Source organism: Subdoligranulum sp. APC924/74 (assembly GCF_003324125.1).
GTDB classification, from domain to species: Bacteria; Bacillota; Clostridia; order Oscillospirales; family Ruminococcaceae; genus Gemmiger; species Gemmiger qucibialis.
Genome location: NZ_PSQF01000058.1, coordinates 1 through 18,356, shown reverse-complemented (window position 1 = coordinate 18,356; position 18,356 = coordinate 1). Strand labels below are relative to the sequence as shown.

Genomic DNA, 18,356 nt, shown 5'->3' with positions numbered 1-18,356 from the left:
GCCCCCGAAGCACGATGCGGGTACCGCAACCCGACATTATCGAGCATTTTGGCAACGCAGATGCCGTGCCGCAGCCGCCGAAGCGGTGCTTAAGCCGTAAGGCGGGAATTGTGCGGTGTTGCCCCAACATATCATTTATTAAAAAGACTAATTCGGTGGCTCCTTCTTTGTATAGTTCATTCTTTTTTCCTCTGCTTTTCCTTTTCTTATCTACAAACATCTTTTTATTTGCTTCCCAGTTTTACGGCAACAGTTTTGTAGACTTCGGTACCTGTTGCTATACCTATAACCCCAGCATTGTCGCTGTTGCTAAAAGTTCTATTGCAGCTGTTCTGTTTTCGCCTATTTCAAAACGTTTCATTTGTCTTTTTTTCTTGCTTCCTCATAAAGCAGCATCCCATACCGGAGATTTTTACCACACATTTTTTCAGGAATCGTTTTCTCGCGCTGCCTGTCTGCCCGCTTCTCTGGAATTAAGCAGAGATTTTTACCGAGAAAATTTTGGTGTCGTAAAGTCCATCTACTCCACCCTATCATCCTTTTTCTTCACATTCTGCTTTATAATAGGTTGGTTTTTAGCCACCTTTTCTTTGCCGCTTCCTTTCCCTCCATCATCCCGTTCTGTCCAACACTTTTTCGGCCATTTCTTCCGTGATTTTTAATTTTTTTCGCGTTAATAATCTCTTTTAAGTATCGTTGATCTCACTATTTGCTCCGCATTTTGTATCGTATCATCGTTTATTTATTTGCAACTATTATCTGATTTTTTTCTCCGTAAATTTCTCCGTTTATATATTTTCTTTTTTCTCCTCTTGCATATTTTGGTCTTTCTCAATGTATATTCGGCATGTTTCTTTCGCGTATTTTCTCTTTTTTGTCTCCCTATCAAGGTCAAAAACTGTGCTTTTTGACTTTTCTGAACATAAAAAGTGATTTTTCCCCGCCCCTATTTTATAAAGCCTGATTGTTGCCCCCAAAGCCGAGGTTTTTACGGCGATTTTTTTGCAGCCTCCAAAGGAAGTACCGTGCTGCTTTGTGCATTACCAAATGTTCTTATCCAAGACTTCTTTTATCCTGAGGTTCTTACGCCGTAAAAAATAGTGCCCTCATCTTTCTTCTCTCGTACTCCCTCGTCACCCACCTTCTCCTAATACAGAGGTTTTTAACGTACTTTTCTACGATCCCATACAAAACGGTAACCTCTGCTCTTTTTCTTTTCTGCTTTCTCACGCTTCGCCAAGCAGAGGTTCTTACCGAGAAAATTTTATCTATTTTTTCTATTTTTCTGCTTGCAGAGGGCATTTCCTTCCATCCAGAGATTTCTACCATACCAATTTCCAGTCAAATTCTTTTGCAAACGGAGATTCTTACCGCAAAAAACGGCCTTTGCGCCTCTCCCCTGCTGCTTAAGTTAAAGGAATTACCTGCTATAAAAGCTAACCAGAGGTTTTTACCGCAAAAAAAGTCCTTCTGTCTGCCTCTTCATGTTTCGCCCACAGCCATTTTCCCGCCGTTTTCAGGTGCCATCGGGATGATCTTATCGTTTCGATTGCTTCTTACAGGTTGCCAGCCTGTTCCTTATGCCCGTTCACGCAACACGGTAACAGAGATTTTTTCATTGTATAACAGAGATTCTTTCCATGCAAAATAGAGGAAACAACCTCTGCCGCCAAAAGAAAAAATCTCCGCCATTCTATGAAAGAACCTCCGTTATCACCAGAAGAAACCTCTGTTGTGGAGGGAAAGAACCTCTGTTTCTTCTATATATAATAAAGTATAAGATATAAATTTATAAATATATAATTCTAAAGAAAAAGAAGAACAAAAGGGTGATTGCTCATAAAACAACGGAATTGATGCCCGCATAGCGGAGTGATCACGAATGCGGGCCATAAGAAGAAAAGTCATACGAAACATGCACCGTTCTGTCTGTGCATACCCAATTTCAAAGGCTCTAAATTATAATATCTCCCCCAAAGAGTGTATCCTCTGGAGGAGATAACAGAAAATGTATAACTTCTACAGCCACTTTATCCTGCACTGCGTCCGGTATCATCACATGGTATCGGCATGATAATATCGATTTGAAACAGCTTATCCTGCGTGGAGATGGAAAAACTGCCGTTATATTTTTCCACAATGTGGCGGACGCTCATTATACCATAGCCATGGGAATCTTTGTCCGCTTTTGTGGTTACGGGCAGGCCGTCCTTGAATTGAAGAGAATCCTCAAAGTGGTTCTCGGCATGGATGGTCAACATGCGGTTGACTGTCCGCACGGAAAGGTGAATGAACCGCATTTCGGGCGGCTGCAGGGATTCGCATTCAATGGCGTTGTCCAGAATATTTCCGAACAGCGAGAAAATGTCCATCGTTTCCATAAAGGCCACGCCGCTGCCATCGGCAATGCAGGTGAACTGTATATTGTGGGATGCGCAGTGCAGACGCTTATCGGTCAGAACAATGTCCAGCGTTTCGTTGCCTGTGCGCACGGCGCTGTTGTAGATGGACACCGAGCGTTCCAGATCGTCCAAGTATGCCGGATCGACCTGGCCCGTTGTGCGCAGGTTGCGGATCTGGTGCTTTAAGTCATGGCATTTGATGTTGATGGCGTCAATATTTTCTTTCACCAGCTGGTATTGCTTCTGCTCTTCGACCCAAAGCTTTTTCATCGTGCTGATCTCTACGCGGTCCTTGGCGGCGGCCAGCATCTGAACCTGCAAAAGCAGCATAAATATGTAAAAAATAATCTCGCCAATGTTCAAAAGATTATAAAAGAAGATGTTGTACTGGGAGATTGCACCGCTCTCAAAATAAAAAATCGGCGTCAGCATACAGTCCAGCAGCAAGAACAGCAGCGCGTTCTGCATGGGAATCTCGCTGTCCCCCAGAGCGTGCATCTTTTTGCCCACGGTGAAATAGATAAACAGATATACCGCCAAAAAGCAGGTGATATATAAAAGGATATGGGAGGGCGTGCGCTCAGTAAAATAAGGAACAAGGCTGCTGTTCAACCGGCAAATGGAGGCAATAACGAGGAACAGCCGGTCGGAAATGTACCATGTTGCAAACCCGGAGCTGAAATAAAACAGCACGTTGGACAGCTTTTCCTCAAAACAGCACAACAGCCCGCCGATCATTAAAAGGAGAAGAATGGCCGAATAGAACGCTTCCACTGCAATATTGCCGCCATAGGTGTGGGCAAAGAAAAGGCAGAGTAGCCGGATCGGCACAAGCCAGGCAATGGCCCAGCGCACAAAATGCGGGCGGCGGCTGCAGCGAAAGATAAACGGAAGGGTCGCCAGCAAAAACGCCACGAAAATATCCCAAAACTTTACATTAAAAAGGAACCTGCGGATAAAGGCAAGAGATACCACAAAAACTCACCCCGGCTTTCAAGAGGTCTTGTTCAGGTAGGCAATCACACGGTCACAGAACGCCTTGCGTTTGCGCTGGCTGATGGGCAGCTTGGTGCTGCCAACGATGACTTCTGTTTTGGATACCGATGTGATATGCTGCATGTTGACGAGATGTGCGCTGCTGCACCGCGCAAAATTGTAAGTGTCCAGTTCAGCCTCCACATCCGAAAGTTTGCCCCAGGCTTCAATGCGGCCCATGTCCGTGTGGTACAGGAGCAGGTGGTCCTGTATCTCTACATAATATATTTGGGAAATGCGCATCCGGCGTATGGTGCCCGCCGCCTGTAAGATGACCTCTTTTTCATCCCGCACAGGCAGGTTGCGCAGCGCGCGGAGCATCATGGAAGAAAAGCGGTAGTAATTGATGGGCTTGATGACAAAATCCAGCGCGTCAACTTCGTACCCATTGATGGCATACTGCTCCATGTTCGTGATGAACACCAGCGCTACCACGGGGTCCGCAGCGCGCAGCTGGTGGGAGGTCTCAATGCCGTTGATGCCCGGCAGCTCAATATCCATAAAGATAAGGTCGGCATCCATATGATAATTGTCCATAAAATCGGATGGATTGTCATAGGCCGTGATGGAAAAGCTCTGCCCCTGTTCCCGCTCATATTTCCGCAGGCACTCAATGAGCGTATCGCGGTCTGCGGGATCGTCTTCCAGTATTTTGATTCGTACCATACGGAGCCCTCCTGATCCATTATTACTGCCAGTATAGCACAGCTTTTGCCGGAATTTCAATCGGCTGTTTCCCGCGTTCGGTTGCTGCAGAACGATACATTGGCGTGCATTGCGCATTTTGTACAAATTAAATCCAACGTGATTGTACACATTAACATGTTATCTCCCGAGCCGTTGCAATTCTTTTGTCACTTTTGCATCACTTACGAAATAAAACCATGCACATGGGGAAAAAATGTGCCCGCGGATAGAAAGGATGGTATAGTAAGTACAACGAACCTGGACAAACGATGTGCAGGAATCAAAGATAAGGAGAAAAACAGATGAAAAGATCCAAACTCTGGTCAGGTCTTACCTCTACGTCCGCAGCTTTGCTTGTGGTCGGCCTGATTGGTCAGAACCTTGCCGCGGCCAATGCAAGTTACATCAACACCGCGCTGGGCACCGCGACCACCAAGGTCGTCCAGACGGGCGAAGTTGGCGACACGACCTACTTCAAGAGCCAGTTTGGCGATTTTGACGACCCCGATGCACAGGCAGCCGCCATTGCTGCTGCGCTGGAACAGAACGTCAACGAGATGCGCGAGGGCGCGGCCCTGCTGCGCAACGAGAACAACACCCTGCCGTTGACGAACGCCACCCGCATTTCTGTGTTCGGCCACGCCGCCGTTGACCCCGCTTACCAGGCAAACTCTGCCGGCAACAAGGTTACGAACGGCGCGCTGAACTCCATTGACCTCAAGACCGCGCTGGAAGCCCAGGGCTTTGAGGTCAACCCCCAGCTGTGGGATGGCATTGCCGCAGGCACCGCCACCCGCGCACAGGGGCCCGCCGCACAGTGGGGCGGCGGCTACAGCGTTACCGGCACGGCGACGAACACTGAAGAAAACGGCGCTTTCTATGAGGCGCTGTCAAGCACGTGGGCCAACGACTACAAGGATGCCGCCATCGTCGTGTTTGCCCGTGAGGGCGGCGAAGGTCAGGACATCCTGATGGACGATGTCGATACCGACGGTTCCACCATCAGTGGTCTGGCTCTGCATGAGAATGAGCGTGAGCTGCTTGAGCTCGTCCGCAAGAACTTTGACAAGGTCATCGTTCTGCTGAACAGCCCCTACCAGATGGAAGTGCAGGATATTATCCCCTATGCGGATTCCATCCTGTTCATTGGTTACCCGGGCCATCAGGGCTTCACGGGCGTGGCCGAGATCCTGAAAGGTACGGTCAATCCCTCCGGCCATCTGACCGATACTTACGCGACCGATTCCCTCTCCTCCCCTGCCGCTGTAAACTCCGGCACCCGGACCCCGCAGTTTGCCAACGTGGCCGAGATCAACGCCACGATCGGTGAGGATGAGAAAGCGGAGTACATGTCCTTCCAGGCCGAAGGCATCTACATTGGCTACCGCTACTATGAGACCCGTTACGCCGATGCCGTTATGGGCCAGGGCAACGCCACCGCTCCTGTTGGCGCACTGGAAGGCGCTTCTTCCTGGAATTACGCCGATGAAGTGCAGTACCCGTTCGGTTATGGCCTGTCCTACACCACGTTTGACCAGAAGCTGGACAGCGTGGATGTGGGCGAGGACGAGATCACCGCGAAAGTTACCGTGACGAACACCGGCGATATGGCCGGTAAGTCCGTTGTGCAGCTGTACGCACAGACCCCTTACGGCGATTACGAGCGCCAGCACGGCGTTGAGAAATCCGCCATCCAGCTGGCAGGCTTCGGCAAAACGCAGGAACTGGCCCCCGGTGCTTCCGAAACAGTCACCATCACGGTGGACAAGTACCTGCTGGCCAGCTATGATACCACCGCCCATGACGGCGCAGGCGGCTACATCCTGTCCGATGGCGATTACTACCTGGCCATTGGCGAAGATTCCCATGATGCACTGAACAATGTTCTGGCCGCCGAAGGTTACACCGCAGCCAACGGCATGACTGCCGAGGGCACTGCCGCCAAGACCTACAGCTTCAAGCAGAGCTTTGACGATGACAAGTACCGCACCGGCGAGAACGGCGCTATCGTTTCCAACCAGTTTGCGGATGCCGACCTGAACTACTGGGTCGATGGTGCAGGCACCTACCTGTCCCGCAGCGACTGGGAGGCTACCTACCCGGTCGAGCAGACCACCGTGGAAGCCACGCCGGAAATGATGAATATACTGGCTGGCGAATGGTACGAGAAACCCGAAGGAGCACCGAGCTATTCGGAAGTTGCTGCCAACTTCGGCGTTGATTCCGGCTTGAACCTTGCCATGATGAAGGATGTTCCCCTGTCTGACCACGAAACCTGGCTGAAATTCATCTATCAGCTCCAGCCCGAAGATCTGCCCAATGCCACCGTTCAGAGCTTCCAGTGCCCCGCTGTTGGCGACCTGAGCCCGGCCTTTTCCACTGGCGATGGCTGTGACAGCGTTGGCGGTACCTATCCCCTGACCGTTGAGTTCAACGGCGAGCAGGTCAACCCCGTTACCACCCGCTACTGCTCCAACGTTGTCCTGGCCGGTACCTTCAACGCCGACCTGTACGCTGGCCGCGGCACCATGATGGGCGAGGATGGCATGTGGTCCGGCAACATGACCAACTACAACCTCGGCAACGACCTGCACCGCACCCCGTTCGGCGGCCGTAACTTTGAGTATATGTCCGAATGCCCCATCCTGAACTACCTGGCAGGCGCTGCGGAAGTGGAAGCCATGGAGAAAACCGGCTCCCACGCTAGCCCCAAGCACTTTGTCGGCAACGACCAGGAATTCTACCGCGAAGGTCTTGTCTGCTTCTTTAATGAACAGGCGTTCCGCGAGGGCAGCCTGAAAGCCTTTGAGGGCAGCATCCGCGTGGCCAACGCAGGCGGCCTGATGCAGTCCTTCGAGCGTCTGGGCCTGAAGTGGTCCTCCGCCAGCTATGCCATGAACACCACGATCCTGCGCAACGAGTGGGGCTGGAACGGTGCCATTGATACCGACGCTGCCCCCTGCTTTGACGAGTATGTGGACGGCGGCTACAAGAACCATGCAGCCGAAGTTCTGGATGCAGGCACGCAGGAATGGTGCCTGGACGGTGTCGGTGGCCACGGTCAGTGGATCCTGCAGAAAGCAAAGGATACCGATGACGGCCACCTGCTGGAGCTGTTGACCGAAGCCGCCATCAGCTGGGAGTACGCCATCAGCCGCTCGGTCGTTACCAACGGCACGGCATCCAACTCCGCCATTGAACATGTTACACCGTATTGGCAGACCGCCATCACCGCCGAAATCGCCGTTACCGGCATCCTGACCGCCGTATTCTTTGTCCTGCTGGTTCTGAGCAAGACCAAGAAAAAGGCCAAGAAACAGTAAGAAAGGAGCGAGCATTGTGAAAAACAAAGCGTTTGGCTTTTATACCGCCGCACTGACCCTGATTTTGACCGTTGCAACGCTGGTTGCTGTGCTGATTTACGGCTCCAAGGGCGGCATGGTCAACAGCCTGGTCCCCATTGCCCTGGGCGCAGCCGCCGTTTGCGAGGTCTCTCTCCTCTTCGGTGAGAAAGTCTGGACCGATTTTACCGGCATCATTGCCGCCACCCTGCTGGCTTACGCCATGATGACAGTTCTTTCCGATGGTATCTGGAACATTGCCGAAGCGTTCAACGGCATCAAGATGGTTGGCATGCCGGAACTGTCCGGTATGAACATCACGATGGCTGTGCTGAACCTGGTCGCCATCGTTACCGCCATCATCACCAACTTTGCGCAGAAAAGTAAGTAAGCCGCAATAGGCTCCGTACTTACAAGCCGTCCGGGGCATGCGTCCCGGACGGTTTTTCTTTGGTAATACCTGCAACATTCCGAAAGGCAGCACAACATGAAAGCAACAAGTTTTAACACCGGCTGGACCTGCCGCCATTTGGGCAGCTCCGCCCCCGGCACGCCCGTTACCCTCCCCCACGATGCCATGCTGGCCGAGGAGCGCAGCCAGACCTCGGCAGGCGGCACCAACACAGGCTGGTTTGCGGGGTACGATTATCTGTATGAAAAGCACTTCACCCCCGATGCCGCGCAGGCGGCGCAGTGCGCAGTGCTGGAATTTGAGGGCGTTTACCATAACGCCGAAGTACACCTGAACGGTGAGAAAATCGCATCCTGCCCCTATGGCTACAGTGATTTTTACGCGGACCTTACGGGCAAACTGCTGCCCGGCCGGGACAATGTGCTAGAAGTTATTGCCCACAATGCGGATCAGCCTAACTCCCGCTGGTATTCCGGCGCGGGAATCTACCGCCCCGTCACCCTGTGGACTGCCCCCGCACGGCACATCCTGCCCGATGGTGTGCAGGTCCGCACGCTGAGCATTGACCCCGCGGAGGTGGAAGTGACCGTGCAGACAACAGCCAGCGGCGCGGTGGCGGTTGCCATCCTGGATGGTGAGCAGACCGTGGCCACGGCGCAGGCAGAATCCAACGGCAAAGCTGTTCTGCGGGTGCAGATCCCCAATGCCAAACTTTGGAGCCCCGATTCCCCTGCACTCTACCGCTGCCGAGCCATGTTTGGCGATGACTGCGCCGAGACGACATTCGGTGTGCGGACCCTTTCCTGGGGTGATGACGGATTTTTGCTCAACGGCAAGCGGGTCATCCTGCTCGGTGCCTGTGTCCACCACGACCACGGCGTTCTGGGTGCCTGTTGTTACCCCGAAGCGGAGGAACGCAAAGTCCGGCTGCTGCAAAAGGTGGGCTACAACGCTGTGCGCTGTGCCCATAACCCCTGTTCCAAGGCATTTTTGGATGCCTGCGACCGGTTGGGTATGCTGGTTATGGATGAATACGCCGATATGTGGTACATCCACAAGACCCAATATGACTATGCGGGCTACCTGCCCGACCGCTGGCGGCAGGATCTGGAATCCCTTGTCCGCAAGGACTACAGCCATCCGTCAGTGATCATGTACTCCATCGGCAACGAGGTGGCCGAGACGGCCCAGACCCGCGGCATTGCGCTGACAAAGCAGATGACCGAGCACATGCACAGTTTGGACAGCACCCGTCCCGTGACCTGCGGGGTGAACATCTTCTTCAACTTCCTGTCCTCAATGGGCTTTGGTGTTTACAGCGATGACAAGGCGAAGAAAGAGGCCGAAGCTGCCGCCAAGCGCGCAGCGGCCGGCAAAGCGGCCCCCAAGAAAAAGGCCGTCGGCAGCGAGTTCTTCAACAACTTGGCGGGTTTCATGGGCGCGGACTTTATGAAATGGGGGGCATCCCTGCCGCCCTGCGATTGGAAAACGAAAGATGCCTTTGCAAATATGGACGCCGCGGGGTACAATTATGGCATACGCCGGTATAAGCATGACCTGGAAAAATACCCGCACCGCTTGATTGTCGGAAGCGAGACGTTCTGCAGCGATGCCTACCGTTTTTATGAGCTGGCCAAGCACGAACCGCGCCTGCTGGGCGATTTCGTCTGGGCGGGTATGGATTACCTGGGTGAGGTCGGCATCGGCGCGTGGGAATACCCGGACTATGTACCGGATTTTTCCCACGGGCCGGGCTGGATCGCAGCCGGGGCAGGCCGCATTGACCTGATTGGCCGCACGCAGGGCGAAGCCCTGTACACCCGTGTGGCACTGGAGCGGGAAAAAGGCCCGCTGCTGGCCGTCTGGCCTGTCAACCACACCAAAGAAAAGCACTCCCCTTCCGCGTGGCGCATGTCCCACGCCATCCCCAGCTGGAGCTGGCACGGTTGTGAAGGAAAACCTGCCATGGTGGAAGTCTATGCCCGCGCCGCCAAAGTGGCGCTGAAAATCAACGGCAAAACCGTGGGCGAAGCTGCGCCAAAAAACGACTGCGTTGTGCGCTTTTCCTGCACTTATGAAGATGGCACCGTTGAGGCAGTCAGCTATGATGCAGCCGGGAATGAGATTGGCCGCACGGCCCTGCATACCGCCAACACCGAGACCCGGCTTTGCCTTGTGCCGGAAGAAGAAACCGTCCGCCCTGGCGGTTTGGCGTTTGTCCAGCTGCGATACACCGATGAAAACGGCACGGTGAAGTCACTGGAGCGCGGCACTGTTACCGTTAAAGTCCGCGGCGGAACCCTGCTGGGGCTGGGCAGCGCCTGTGCCTACAGCGAACGCGGCTATCTGTCCGATACCACCGATACCTATTTCGGCGAAGCGCTGGCCGTGGTCCGTGCGGATGCTGATGCAGATACCGTGGAACTGACCGCCGCGGACGGCACCCACAATGCTGCCTGCTGCATCCCCTGCAAGGAGTGAACGTATGTCTCTGTACGGCTTGGGCCTGCGGGCCAGCTTCAAAATCAGCGATACAATACGGGACCGCGGTTTGCAGGCGCCAAAAGACATTGTCCGTTTTGATAATCTGCCCTATGGCACGGACACGCGATGGCAGACATTGGACGTTTACCGCCCCAAAAACGCCGGAGGCACCGCACTTCCCGTGATTGTCAGCGTTCACGGCGGCGGCTGGGTCTATGGCGATAAAAACCTTTATCAATATTACTGTATGAGCCTGGCCCAGCATGGCTTTGCCGTTGTGAATTTTTCCTATCGGCTGGCCCCGCGGCACAAGTTCCCCGCCGCCTTGCAGGATACCGATGCGGTGTTTCACTGGGTAATGGCCCACGCGGTGGATTATCATTTTGATACTCGCCATGTTTTCGCCGTGGGCGATTCGGCCGGGGCTAACATTCTGGGGCTGTACGCAGCGCGGTGCGCTGACCCGGCAGCTGCAAATATTCCGGTTACCCCGCCGCCCGGCTTTGTGCCGACGGCCCTTGCGCTGAACTGCGGGCAATACTGCATTTCCCGCGGGCAAAAAGGGCTGATCGCCCACCTGCTGCCGGACATCCTGCCAGACGGCGGTACCGATGCCGAACTGCATGCCATGGATGTGACAGCCCATGTAACGGGCCGCTACCCGCCCTGCTTTGTCATGACCGCCAACAACGACTTTTTGAAGGAGCAGGCCCCGCTGATGACCGCAGCGCTGGAACACTGCGGTGTGCCCTGTATGTACCGCTGTTATGGTGATGAAACACAAAAGCTGGGGCATGTTTTCCACTGCAATATCCGCGCAGAGGCGGCACAAAACTGCAACACGGAAGAATGCGGTTTTTTCAAGCGTTTTATGGAATGAAAGGAACTTCCTTATGAATCAAACGAAAAACGGGCTATGGAACAGCCCGCTCCTGCGGTCGCAGGTCACATCGGAAGATGTCCGCCCGCCGGAGATGCTGTTCGGTTACCTGATCGGTCCCTTTGGGGCATTGCTGGCTTCGGGGATTTTTACCAGCCAGCTGCAAAACTACCTGACCAACGTGCTGAAGCTGGACCTCGGTTTTTTGACGACCCTTCAGCTGCTTTCCACAATTTTGATCGTTGCGGCCAACCTGGTGGTGGGCCAGCTGATTGAGCGTACCCGCACCCTTGCGGGCAAGGCACGGCCCTGGATCCTGCTCTCTGCGCTGACGCTTTCGGTTGCAAGCGTATTGATGTTCATTGTTCCGTTTGCGGACCGCACCGCCCGGATGGTCTGGATCGCCATTGCCTACAATGCGTATTACGCCGTGGGGTTCCCCATCTACAACACAGCCAATTCCACGCTGGTGCCGGTTTCCACCCGCAACAGCAAACAGCGCTCCACGCTGGCTTCGCTGACGAACATTGCCAGCCTGGGCGTGATGGGCGTTGGCTCCATGATTTTCCCCACGCTCGTTTCGATGGCGCTGAAAGAGGACCAGCACCTCTGGTTCGTTGCCATGCTGGGTGTGGCGATCTTTACGGCGCTGACGATCCTTCTGCAGTTCCGGTTCACGCGGGAGCGCGTGACCGAGGAATCAGCAGGCGCGGAAAAGGCCGAAAAAAGCAGCGCTTCCCTCGGCGAGCAGGTCAAGGCTGTCACCAGTGAAAAGAGCTGGTGGCTGGCGATGCTGTTCTATGTGGCGTTCCAGTGGGGCGGCGCTATGAAAAACGGCTCCATGACCTTTTTCTGCCAGTGGGTGCTGGATAACAGTTTTTTCAATACCGCCAGCCTGGGCGATGCCTGGGGCATGTCACAGTCTTTGCTGGCCGTGCTGGGTGCCATCCCGATGGCCGTTGCCGCGGTCTTTGTGGTGCCACTGGCCAATAAGTTTGGCAAGCGCCTGACCTGCCTGGTGGGCATGGCCATCGGCGTGGCAGGCGGCGTGATCGCGGGCCTTGGCGGCAGCAATATCATTCCTGTCGCCATCGGCATTGCGCTCAAATGCCTTGGCTCCTCCCCCGCCTGTTACCTGATCCTTGCCATGCTGGCCGATGTCATCGACCACATTGAATACACCCGCGGCATCCGCACCGATGGCCTGACCATGTCGGTCTACAGTGCGCTGATGGTGGCCGCCACCCCCGTGTGCAACGCAATTTTCAGCGGTATCCTGAACGCGAGCGGCTATGACCAGAGCGCAGATGTGGCGCTGAACACGCTGGGCCAGTCCGCAGCTGTCAACACGGCCATTTCCGTCAGCTATATCTGGGTGGAAACGGCTGCCTATGCGCTGTGCGCCGTGCTGGTGTTCCTGTGGACCGTTGAGAAGAACCTTCCCGCTGAGCAGGCCGCCATCGTCGAACGAAAAAAAGGAGCCACGCAATGAAGTACCGGCTGAACACCACCAACTACCACGATTTCGCCACCTTCGCGGTCAACAAGTTGCCCGCACGCAGCTACTTTATCCCCTACCCCGGCCGCGCCGCTGCGGACGCCGTGGCACCGAAACAGAAGCGCTATGCATCGCCGAAAGTCCAATGCCTGAACGGGGAATGGGATTTTAAATTCTACCCCCGCCCCGCCGAACTACCGGTTGAACTTGACACCGATGCAGTGCATTTTGATAAGCTCGATGTTCCGTCCTGCTGGCAGTTCCGCGGGTACGATAAGCCGTTTTATGTCAACATCCGCTACCAGTTTCCCTACAAGCCGCCGGTGATCCCCACGACCGGCAAGGTTAGCCGTACCTTTTCCTGGCTGGGCTGCGATACCGGCATCCGCCTGCAGTGGAAAGTCCCCGGCGAGGAGTACAATTTTGTCGGCGTCTACCGCCGCTTTATTGAAATCGATGATGCTGACAAGCGCCGTATCGTCTCGTTTTTAGGCGTTGCCAGCTGCATGGATCTGTATGTAAACGGGTTCTTTATCGGCTATTCCGAGGGTGCGCACAACACGGCGGAGTTTGATTTGACCGGAAAGCTGAAATCCGGGCATAACGAATTGGTGGTTGTGGTACACCGCTGGTGCAATGGGACCTATCTGGAAGACCAGGATATGTTCCGCAATAATGGCATCTTCCGCGATGTGCTGCTGCGCACCGAGGAGCCAACGGACCTGTGGGACATTGATGCCAAAACCGAGAAAAAGCCCGATGGCTACACGCTGACCCTTTCCGCGCAGACGCTCTCTGATATTGACGTGGCGTTTACCGTCAAGGGCCACGGCCTGGAGCAGACAGCAACCGTTACGGCCGAGAATGGCACGGCGCAGGCTGTGTTTGCGGGGCTTGATGTGACCGAGTGGAATGCCGAAGTCCCGACACTGTACAATATTTACTATGAAACCGCCACCAGCTGCGTAAAAGAGAAAATCGGCTTCCGCACGGTTGAAATCAAGCAAGATGTGTTCCTGCTCAATGGCCGCAAAATCAAACTTAAGGGTGTGAACCACCACGATACCGATGCGGCCAACGGCTACACCATGTCCCCCGATGATATCGAGCGTGATATGCTGGTCTGTAAGCGGTTCAACATCGACACCGTGCGCACATCGCACTATCCCCCGGACCCATTGCTGCTGGAACTGGCGGACGAGCTTGGCATTTATATTGTAGACGAAAATGACCTGGAGACGCACGGTACGTTCGCCATGCAGCTCCCGCCGACCTACAACTCCATCAGCAACGACCCCAAGTGGGAAAGCCACTATATGGACCGCATCATGCGGCTGTATCAGCGGGACAAAATCCGCGGGAACACATCGGTTATTATGTGGAGCCTTGGCAACGAGGCGGGCGGCTATCACAACACCGATGCCATGTACGATTACCTCAAGCAGCACTCTCCCCTGCCGGTGCACTATGAGAGCGCCATCCACTGCAAGCGCCAGGCTTACGATGTGGGCAGCGAGATGTACCCCAGCGTCAAAATGGTGCACAATGTCGGCGAAAAGCGCCGCAAACAGGCCCGGCTCAATGACCGCCCATATTTCATGTGCGAGTACGCCCACGCCATGGGCGTTGGCCCCGGCAACACCGAAGCCTACTGGCAGGAAATTTATAATTACGATAACCTCATGGGCGGCTGCGTGTGGGAGATGGTGGACCATGCCGTTCTGCACACAGACGGCAGCTACACCTATGGCGGCGACCATGGCGAGTGGGAGCATGACCGCAACTTCTGCGTGGACGGTCTGTTCTACCCCGATCGCAGCCCTTCCACAGGCGCAAAGCTCATGCGCTTTATCTATCGCCCAATCCGTGTGGCGCATGTCAGCGGCGGGCAGTTTGAGGTGTTCAACACAACGGCATTTTCGACCGGGCGTTACCGCCTGGCGTTCCGCTGGAATGACGGCAGCAAAACAATATTGACCCCGCAGACCGCACCTCTTATGAAAGAAACGGTGACTGTGCCGCTTGGCAGGGCTGTGGACGGTCTGCTGGCGGTCATAGTCGAAACGACTGACACGGTAACCGGACAGATTGTGTCCGAGGAACAGCTTGTGCTGGCGCAGGAAGTAGCCGCCGCGCCCGCTGTGAAGCCGCTGCCGGGGGATGTTGCAGTCGAAAAAGGGCGGCTTGTCTGCCGCAAAAGCGGCGTGGTCGTTGTAGCCGGGGCTGATGAGGGCACGCTTTTGTACCGCGCCCCCACCGATAACGATGTTGACGCCATGTTCCATAACCTGATGGTGCTCTATACCCGCCAGACCGAGGAGACCGTTTCAACACAGCAGACCGCCGATGGTTGGCAGGTCGTGACCAAAATCACCAACAAACGCGGCCATTATATGGTTACCGATACCTACAAGGGAACGGACAGCGGCGTGCTGGTCACCAGTGTGCTGCATCGCGTTTCCGGCAGTCAGGAAATTCCACGTTTTGGCAAGACGTTCCGCCTGGACGAGGTTTTTGATGCAGTGCATTATGTTGGCCGCAGCGGAGAAAGCTATTGCGACATGAAGGATCAGTTCCCCATCCGTGCGGTGGATTGTACCGTGGCCGATATGACCGAGCCGAATCTGCGCCCGCAGGAGAGCGGCAACCGCATGGACTGTACCGTGGCTTCTGTCTCCGATGGAAAGACCTGCGTGGTCTTTGAGGCTGTTGGCCGCCCGTTTGAACTGGGCATCAAGCCATACACCGACCGCGCACTGCTCTCCATGAAGCACCGCAGGGACGAGGCCCGTACGGGGACCTATGTAACAATCCAGGCCTTCCAGCAAGGCATTGGCACCGGCGCCTGCGGCCCCGGGGTGATGCCGGAGTTTAAGTATCATTTGAAAGAAGATTGCACATTGCAATTTTTGATCCGAATTGAAGAGGCTTGACGAAATATCAGTAAAATTGCTGCTGCTCTGTCGGCGGCAAACAATACGGGTCTGAAAAATTATGATTCAGAGTCAGATAATATTCCGAACCCGTAAGGAAATAAAAAGAAAAGAAGCAGGAACCGTTCGTGGCTCCTGCTTCTTTGGTATATGTGGCAAAAGCAATCGGCATTGCCAATACAATGCCGGATCAGCCGATGACATGATTTAAAATCAGCATAAAGAGAACGCTCAGACTGTCCTTGTGACCCTTATTGCTGAGAGCCTGAAAGTCTATGATGACCATAAATTTGGCGGCTGCAGGAAGTTAAGCGATGATTTGCATTTTACCTATTGTGAAACAGATTTCCCGGTGATGCTATTTCTTGCGGTGGCGAATGGAAATGTGGTGCGTGCTGTTTTTTGTTTTAGACTGTTTAAAAGTGCTTTAACGCAGGTTTGCTTCAAGGCATATTTTGTGCAGCCAGCCCTCTCCCCTCCCCTGCTTTACGCGCGAGGATTCATCACTGTAATACATGCAGCGCAGCCATAGGATTGACTTTTGCAGGAAGATACTGTAGTATGATACTATCATGAGTAAGTGTACCTTCTTCTAAATATTCCAGCAGTTCTGTGATATATGGTTTTATTACAGGCAGGCTATTAGTTCCTAAAGAAAGGCATGGACAAAACGGAGCACGGCATCCAATGTCCAATCATAGCGTATGAAAAATAAAGATGAAAAGAATACAATGACAGAATCACCGGATGTTATCATTGGTGAAGTTCTGCCGGATGAAAAGGCGGACGGCAAGAAAAAGCAGCTTGTGCCCAGGAAAAGTGACAATGTGGCGTTTGGCTCTTTCATCACGAAAAGCAACGATTTAATTCAAAGGACAAAGTATTCCCTGCCCCGCAACGAACAGAAAATCCTTTTTATGATGCTGTCCAAGATCGATCAGCGCCATGATATGGATGCATCGAAGTACTATACCATTTCGTTTGACGATTTTGCAAAGCTTACCGGGGTCAATGCGTTGGACAGCGGTTATGCAAATTATCTGCGCAAAACCATTGAAAACCTGGAAAACCGGATGTTCTGGGTTCCCCTTGGGAATGATCAGTACAAAACGATGTCGTGGGTGAACCGTGGTTCTATCGTCGATATGAAGAAAAAGACGATCAGCATGCGCTTTAACCCAGATATCTGGAAAGACATTGCACAGCTGACAAGCAATTATACATCCTATAGCATTGAATACCTGCTGATGATGCAGAGCACCTATTCTATGCGTGTGTATGAGATCATTTTGTCATATGACAACGGAAACAGAGATTATTCCTATAACAATGGATTGATTTTTGAACCTGTAACAGAAGAAGTTCTGCAAAAGTTCCCCAATAAGCGGGAAGAACTGAAAGGGTTCAAATATAAGCGGTTTGATATGGAAGAATTCAAGGGTATGCTTTCCATGCCTACCCGTGATGAAATCAATAGAAGCAAGGGCAAAAGCAGAGACAGTTCCGCGCAAAAGTTCAGCCGCGATAAACCGCTGACGGAAAAATACAAAGTATTTTCCGACTTTGAAAAGAACGTTCTAGCAATGGTCAAAAGTGAGATCAATGAGATGACAGACCTGTGGTTTGACTATGAGCCGGTGCGCCGCCGCGGGGTTCGGAAATACGAGTTCCTTTATATCTTCATCAAGTACAAAAACCGGGAAGAAATGAAGAGCGTCAGAGCGTTCCATCAGGAGCATAAAGGCGCTGATACAGAAGTAAGCAGAAAACCAAGAAAGCGCCGCAGCTCGGTCAGCAAAGAAGCACTGGAACAGTACAATCAGCCGCTGAAGGAAGCCATTTTGACGACAACCTATCGCCTGGCACGCAATGAACTGGCGGTAAAGGCGCAATATCAGACCTATGAAAAAAAGCTGACACCGGAAGAGCGAAACATCTTCATCGATATTTTCACATATACGTCAAAAATATTGACCAACACAAAAAAGCGGGACCAGGCAGAGGAAACGCTGGAAGCGTTGAACCGGATTATCAAAGATAATAACGGGCTAAAAACTTGGGCATTGGGAATGAGCGTTAAATATAAAGCGATGCTTGAACGCGCAAAGGAAAGAAAATCTGCGCAGTATTACCGCACGGTGGTGTATAATGACATTATAGAAAATTCTGCCGCGATCATCGCTGACGGCACAAAACGCGCAGCATTACTGGATGGCGACAGAACGGATCTTTTCAAGTTCGATTGGTCGCAGTTTGATGAGTAATAGAACGTAAGGAAGTATAAGAATGAAAAAGAGGTTTGCAAAAAGCAGACCTCTTTTTTTGTTTCAGAAAAAGCGCGAAAACAAACAAATTGAAAAATTGACAACAGGTACTTGAGTCGTGACAGGTAAATCAAGAGGAAAAGAAGGCATTATCCCCAGGATTCGTGTTGACATGACGAGCGGGTATGCTATAATTAGCTTATTAAGATGAACACTTTACAGGAAAGAACAGAAGGTAAAGAAGAAAAGATTGCCAGCAATATCAAATAGCAACAGGTACGCAAGTCGCCGCATAATAGTTACAACAAAAGAAAAAACTTTACTTTATGACAACATGTACCTAAGGCAATACCGCATAATTCTAAGTGCCGATACGGCGAGCGAGGTGCGGCAGATGCCAAGCCAAAAGCGCAGATAATA

11 protein-coding genes are annotated in these 18,356 nt (G+C 53.0%); 8 read left to right on the top strand and 3 right to left on the bottom strand.

What is annotated here, in order from left to right; all coding sequences use genetic code 11:
- Positions 1-662, top strand: a 662-nt coding sequence (locus C4885_RS16515) for a hypothetical protein (RefSeq protein WP_158538886.1), incomplete at its 5' end; no start/stop codon positions are given.
- Positions 663-1,083: 421 nt separating this feature from the next.
- Here the strand turns inward: C4885_RS16515 and C4885_RS11760 are convergent.
- From C4885_RS11760 to C4885_RS11750, 3 genes are all read right to left on the bottom strand, one after another.
- Entirely contained in the window at positions 1,084-1,329 is a 246-nt protein-coding gene (locus tag C4885_RS11760) for a hypothetical protein (protein WP_114000514.1), read from the bottom strand.
- Positions 1,330-2,030: 701 nt separating this feature from the next.
- Positions 2,031-3,308, bottom strand: coding sequence for an ATP-binding protein (locus C4885_RS11755; protein WP_147237835.1), 1,278 nt, complete (start codon positions 3,306-3,308; stop codon positions 2,031-2,033).
- A gap of 87 nt (positions 3,309-3,395) precedes the next feature.
- Positions 3,396-4,103 carry a LytTR family DNA-binding domain-containing protein gene (locus tag C4885_RS11750; RefSeq protein WP_158538885.1) on the bottom strand — a complete coding sequence of 236 codons (708 nt, stop codon included), beginning with the start codon at positions 4,101-4,103 and terminating at the stop codon, positions 3,396-3,398.
- A gap of 323 nt (positions 4,104-4,426) precedes the next feature.
- Here C4885_RS11750 and C4885_RS11745 point away from each other — a divergent pair, with 323 nt between their 5' ends.
- From C4885_RS11745 to C4885_RS11715, 7 genes are all read left to right on the top strand, one after another.
- Positions 4,427-7,447 (top strand): glycoside hydrolase family 3 protein, encoded by a 3,021-nt coding sequence (locus C4885_RS11745; protein ID WP_114000511.1) that lies wholly within the window; start codon positions 4,427-4,429, stop codon positions 7,445-7,447.
- Between the two features lie 16 nt (positions 7,448-7,463).
- Positions 7,464-7,856 carry a hypothetical protein gene (locus tag C4885_RS11740; RefSeq protein WP_114000510.1) on the top strand — a complete coding sequence of 131 codons (393 nt, stop codon included), beginning with the start codon at positions 7,464-7,466 and terminating at the stop codon, positions 7,854-7,856.
- A 96-nt stretch (positions 7,857-7,952) separates the two neighbouring features.
- On the top strand, positions 7,953-10,358 hold the full coding sequence (locus C4885_RS11735) for a glycoside hydrolase family 2 TIM barrel-domain containing protein (protein ID WP_114000509.1): 2,406 nt from the start codon (positions 7,953-7,955) through the stop codon (positions 10,356-10,358).
- A gap of 4 nt (positions 10,359-10,362) precedes the next feature.
- Positions 10,363-11,241: an alpha/beta hydrolase gene (locus C4885_RS11730; RefSeq protein ID WP_114000508.1), complete on the top strand. Its 879-nt coding sequence runs from the start codon at positions 10,363-10,365 to the stop codon at positions 11,239-11,241.
- A gap of 13 nt (positions 11,242-11,254) precedes the next feature.
- Positions 11,255-12,733: an MFS transporter gene (locus C4885_RS11725; RefSeq protein ID WP_114000507.1), complete on the top strand. Its 1,479-nt coding sequence runs from the start codon at positions 11,255-11,257 to the stop codon at positions 12,731-12,733.
- On the top strand, positions 12,730-15,672 hold the full coding sequence (locus tag C4885_RS11720; protein ID WP_114000506.1) for a glycoside hydrolase family 2 TIM barrel-domain containing protein: 2,943 nt from the start codon (positions 12,730-12,732) through the stop codon (positions 15,670-15,672). Before C4885_RS11725 ends, C4885_RS11720 begins: the two co-directional genes overlap by 4 nt.
- Before the next feature lie 731 nt (positions 15,673-16,403).
- Positions 16,404-17,936 (top strand): replication initiation protein, encoded by a 1,533-nt coding sequence (locus tag C4885_RS11715; protein ID WP_158538884.1) that lies wholly within the window; start codon positions 16,404-16,406, stop codon positions 17,934-17,936.
- The last annotated feature ends 420 nt before the right edge of the window (positions 17,937-18,356 follow it).

Coding starts and splice junctions, on each gene's coding strand:
- C4885_RS11725 (WP_114000507.1), top strand. CDS start 11,255: ATGAATCAAACGAAAAACGGGCTATGGAACAGCCCGCTCCTGCGGTCG.
- C4885_RS11735 (WP_114000509.1), top strand. CDS start 7,953: ATGAAAGCAACAAGTTTTAACACCGGCTGGACCTGCCGCCATTTGGGC.
- C4885_RS11730 (WP_114000508.1), top strand. CDS start 10,363: ATGTCTCTGTACGGCTTGGGCCTGCGGGCCAGCTTCAAAATCAGCGAT.
- C4885_RS11745 (WP_114000511.1), top strand. CDS start 4,427: ATGAAAAGATCCAAACTCTGGTCAGGTCTTACCTCTACGTCCGCAGCT.
- C4885_RS11715 (WP_158538884.1), top strand. CDS start 16,404: ATGACAGAATCACCGGATGTTATCATTGGTGAAGTTCTGCCGGATGAA.
- C4885_RS11760 (WP_114000514.1), bottom strand. CDS start 1,329: ATGGTAGAAATCTCTGGATGGAAGGAAATGCCCTCTGCAAGCAGAAAA.
- C4885_RS11720 (WP_114000506.1), top strand. CDS start 12,730: ATGAAGTACCGGCTGAACACCACCAACTACCACGATTTCGCCACCTTC.
- C4885_RS11750 (WP_158538885.1), bottom strand. CDS start 4,103: ATGGTACGAATCAAAATACTGGAAGACGATCCCGCAGACCGCGATACG.